We start from the raw sequence: 3,909 nt of genomic DNA, 5'->3' as shown, positions 1-3,909 counted from the left end.
CAGGCCCACCTGCGCCAGCACCTCGCGGCCCCGCGCCTGCGCGGCCTTGGGCAGGCCGATCGTCACGTTGTCGAGCACCCGGCGCCAGGGCAGCAGCCGGGCTTCCTGGAACATGATGCGCGTGTCGCCGTGCAGGCCGGCCACGGCTTGGCCGTCGGTGGTGAGCGTGCCGCTGCTGGCGGCCTCCAGCCCGGCCACCAGCCGCAGCAAGGTGCTCTTGCCGCAGCCGCTGCGGCCCACGATGGCGATGAATTCGCCGGGTTCGATTTCCAGCTGCGCGTTGCGCAGCACCTCACGCTGGCCGTAGCGCTTGGACAGGCCGCGAGCCTGCAGGCGCACGCCGCCGGCGGGGGATGCAGAAGAGGAAGGTCGGGCGTCAGGCATGGGGTCAGGCTCCGGGCTTGAACAGGGGAACGGCCAGGGCATCCACCCGGCGCGGGATCAGCTTCTCGGCAAAGAAGGCATCGGCGATGCGCTGCTGCTCGGCCAGTCCTTCGGGCACCACGGGCCGCACGGAATAGCTGCGGCGCCCGTTGGCCTGCTCGATGACGGCCGCATCCAGGCCCCACACGGGGGCCAGCAGCGCGGCGGCCTCCCTGGGGTAGGCCTTGGTCCAGCGGCCGGCCTTTTCCAGTTCGGCATACAGGGTGCGCAGCACGTCGGGCCGCGCCTGGGCGAACCGGGTGCTGGCCAGGTAGTAGCGCTGGTACGACGCCAGCCCCGTGCCGTCGGCCAGCACCCGGGCGCCAGACTGCTGCCGCGCGGCCGCGAGGAACGGGTCCCACACCACCCAGGCATCGATGGCGCCGCGCTCGAAGGCGGCCCGGCCGTCGGCGGGCGTGATGTAGGCCGGCTCGATGTCCTTGAACGACAGGCCGGCTTTCTCCAGCGCGGCGATCAGCAGGTAGTGCGCACCCGCCGCCTTGGCGAAGCCGACCTTCTTGCCCTTGAGCTCGGCCACGGTCTTGAGCGGCGAGTCCGCCCGCACCAGGATGGCCTGGGCCGTGGGCGACGGTGCCTCCTGTGCCACGAAGGTCACGCGGGCCCCGGCGGCCTGGGCGAACACCGGCACGGTGTCGGCCACGTCGGCGCTGAAGTCCAGGTTGTCGAGGTTGAGCGCCTCCAGCAGCGGCAGGCCGCTGGTGAACTCGTGCCACACGGGCTGCACGCCCAGCGGCGCGAGCTGCTTTTCCAGCGTGCCCTGCACTTTCAGCAACGCGGTCAGCGTGGACGACTTCTGGTAGCCGATGCGCACCACGGACGGCGCAGCGCCTTGTGCAGCGGCCAGCCCGGTGCCGCCCAGCGTGGCCGTGGCGGCCAGCGCCGCCAGCACCGTGCGGCGATTGGGGGAATGGGAAAAGGTCATGGGCGGTTTCTTTCTTTCGGTCGAGCGCACGGCGGACGGGTTCAGGACTTGGCCTGGTAGCCGGGGTGCCAGCGCAGCCACCAGTGCTCCAGCCCGCGGGCGAACACGTCGGCCAGCTTGCCGAGCAGTGCGTACAGCAGGATGCCCACCAGCACGATGTCGGTCTGCAGGAACTCGCGGGCGTTCATGGTCAGGTAGCCGATGCCGGCCTGGGCCGAAATCGTCTCGGCCACGATCAGGATCACCCACATCAGCCCCAGCGAAAAGCGCAGGCCCACCAGAATGGACGACAGCGCGCCGGGCAGGATGATTTCGCGGTACAGCTGCCAGCGCGACAGGCCGTAGGTTCGGCCCATCTCGATCAGGCCCGGGTCCACGTTGCGGATGCCGTGGAAGGTGTTCAGGTAGATCGGAAAGAACACCGACACGCTGATGAGGAACAGCTTGGCCGACTCGTCGATGCCGAACCACAGGATCACCAGCGGAATGAGCGCCAGCGCCGGGATGTTGCGCACCATCTGGATGGTGGAGTCGAGCAGCGTCTCGGCCAGGCGCAGCGAGCCGGTGAGCAGCCCCAGCACCAGCCCCAGGCCGCCGCCGATCGCCAGGCCCGCCAGGGCACGGCTGGCGCTCACCTTCACATGGGTCCACAGCTCGCCCGATTCGGTGAGCGTCCACGCGGCCTTGACCACGTCCAGCGGCGCCGGCAGCACGCGGGTGGACAGCCACCCCAGGGCGGACGCCACCTGCCAAAGCGCGATCAGCGCGACCGGCACCAGCCAGGGCAGCAGGCGGCGCCATACGGCGGCCGCCAGCTGCACCAGCGGCGCAGGCAAGGCGCCCGCCGGGCCTTCGGGCGACTCGGGCAGGGGCGAGACCTGCAGCTCTCGTACCGTATCGGTCATGCGTCGTACCTCGGTTCGTTGTCGGGTTCGAGGAACTCCAGCTGGTTGCCCGCCGGGTCCTTCACATAAAAGCGCAGGTAGCCGGGCAGCGCCCGGTTCTCCACCAGCGGCAGCTCGGCCTGCAGCAGCCGCCCGCGCAGCTCGGGCAGGTTCTCCACCTCGAACGCCAGGTGGGACACGGCAGGCGCCGGCTGCCAGCGTTCGGTGGGCACCAGCTCGATGCGCTGCGCCCCCGCGGCAAAGCGCAGGGTGCTGCCGATGGGGTGGATCAATTCCGGCAGCCCCAGCAGCGTGCTGTAGAAGTTGCGGATCTGGCCCTCGGCGCCCGCCGGAAAGGCCAGTTGCACATGGTTGATGGAATGGATCGCCATGGTCTGCCCCGCCGCTCAGCTTTGCGACGCGCGCGGCGCGTACTGGTTGCCCACGACCTCGCCGAATGGCCCGCCGGGCGCGCCGCCCGCGAGCTTTTCCTGCAACGCCAGCGGCAGCAGCGGAAACACCAGCTCGGCAAAGCGGTACGCCTCTTCGAGGTGCGGGTAGCCCGACATGACGAAGGTGTCGATCCCCAAGGCGGCGTACTCCTTGATGCGGTCAGCCACGGTCTGCGGATCGCCCACCAGGGCCGTGCCCGCGCCGCCGCGCACCAGGCCCACGCCGGCCCACAGGTTGGGGCTGATCTCCAGGTCGGCCCGGGAGCGCTTGGCCCCGCCCGCATGCAGAGCGGCCATGCGGCGCTGCCCCTCGGAGTCCATGCGCGCGAACACGGCCTGGGCCTGCACCACGGTTTCGTCCTTCACGCGGCTGATGAGGCTCTCGGCCGCGGCCCAGGCCTCGGCATCGGTCTCGCGCACGATCACGTGCAGGCGGATGCCGAACTTCACCGTGCGGCCCAGCCGCGCGGCCTTCTCGCGCACATCAGCCACTTTCTTGGCCACTTCGGCGGGTGGCTCGCCCCAGGTCAGGTAGGCCTCCACCTGTTCGGCCGCCAAGTCGTGCGCGGCGGCCGAGGAGCCGCCGAAGTACACCGGCGGATACGGCTTTTGCAGCGGCGGGAACAGCAGCTTGGCGCCCTTGACCGAGAGGTGCTTGCCCTCGTAATCGAAGGTGCCGCCGTCGTGGCTGCGCGTGAGGATCTCGCGCCAGATGCGGATGAACTCGGCCGACTGCTCGTAGCGCGCCGCATGGTCGAGGAACACGCCGTCGCCTTCCAGCTCGACCTGGTCGCCGCCCGTCACCAGGTTGATCAGCAGCCGCCCGCCCGAGAGCCGGTCGAACGTGGCCGCCATGCGCGCGGCCAGGCTGGGCTGGTGCAGGCCCGGCCGCACGGCCACCAGGAACTTGAGGCGGCGCGTCACCGCCACCAGGCTGGACGCCACCACCCACGGGTCTTCGCACGAGCGCCCGGTGGGAATGAGCACGCCTTCGTAGCCCAGGCTGTCGGCCGCGACGGCCACCTGCTTCACGTAGTCGTGGCTGAGCTGGCGCGCGCCTTCGGTGGTGCCCAGATAGCGGCTGTCGCCATGGGTGGGAATGAACCAGAACACTTGCATGCGATGACCTCGTCGTCGTTCAGTAGGAAATGGCGAAAAAATGGCGCCCGCGCCACGGCCCGGCGCCGGCGCGCAGCCCGGGGGTGCC

5 protein-coding genes are annotated in these 3,909 nt (G+C 70.4%); all 5 read right to left on the bottom strand.

The annotated features are described in order from the left end of the window. A partial coding sequence (locus AC27IQ_RS20070; protein ID WP_487090539.1) for an ATP-binding cassette domain-containing protein occupies positions 1-384 on the bottom strand: 384 nt, incomplete at its 3' end. A 4-nt stretch (positions 385-388) separates the two neighbouring features. After that, positions 389-1,366: an aliphatic sulfonate ABC transporter substrate-binding protein gene (locus tag AC27IQ_RS20065; RefSeq protein ID WP_487090538.1), complete on the bottom strand. Its 978-nt coding sequence runs from the start codon at positions 1,364-1,366 to the stop codon at positions 389-391. Between the two features lie 41 nt (positions 1,367-1,407). Then, complete coding sequence (ssuC, locus tag AC27IQ_RS20060; RefSeq protein WP_284414452.1) at positions 1,408-2,271, bottom strand: aliphatic sulfonate ABC transporter permease SsuC; 864 nt, start codon at positions 2,269-2,271, stop codon at positions 1,408-1,410. Continuing rightward, a complete protein-coding gene (locus AC27IQ_RS20055; RefSeq protein ID WP_284399990.1) occupies positions 2,268-2,642 on the bottom strand; it encodes a VOC family protein in 375 nt (124 codons plus the stop codon). Before AC27IQ_RS20055 ends, ssuC begins: the two co-directional genes overlap by 4 nt. Before the next feature lie 15 nt (positions 2,643-2,657). Continuing rightward, complete coding sequence (gene ssuD, locus AC27IQ_RS20050; RefSeq protein WP_284399997.1) at positions 2,658-3,821, bottom strand: FMNH2-dependent alkanesulfonate monooxygenase; 1,164 nt, start codon at positions 3,819-3,821, stop codon at positions 2,658-2,660. Between the last annotated feature and the right edge of the window lie 88 nt (positions 3,822-3,909).

The sequence above is a fragment of the Acidovorax sp. KPB24-07 genome, from assembly GCF_057543315.1.
The sequence above is the reverse complement of the archived record's forward strand: the minus strand, read 5'-3'. Positions and strand labels throughout refer to the sequence as shown.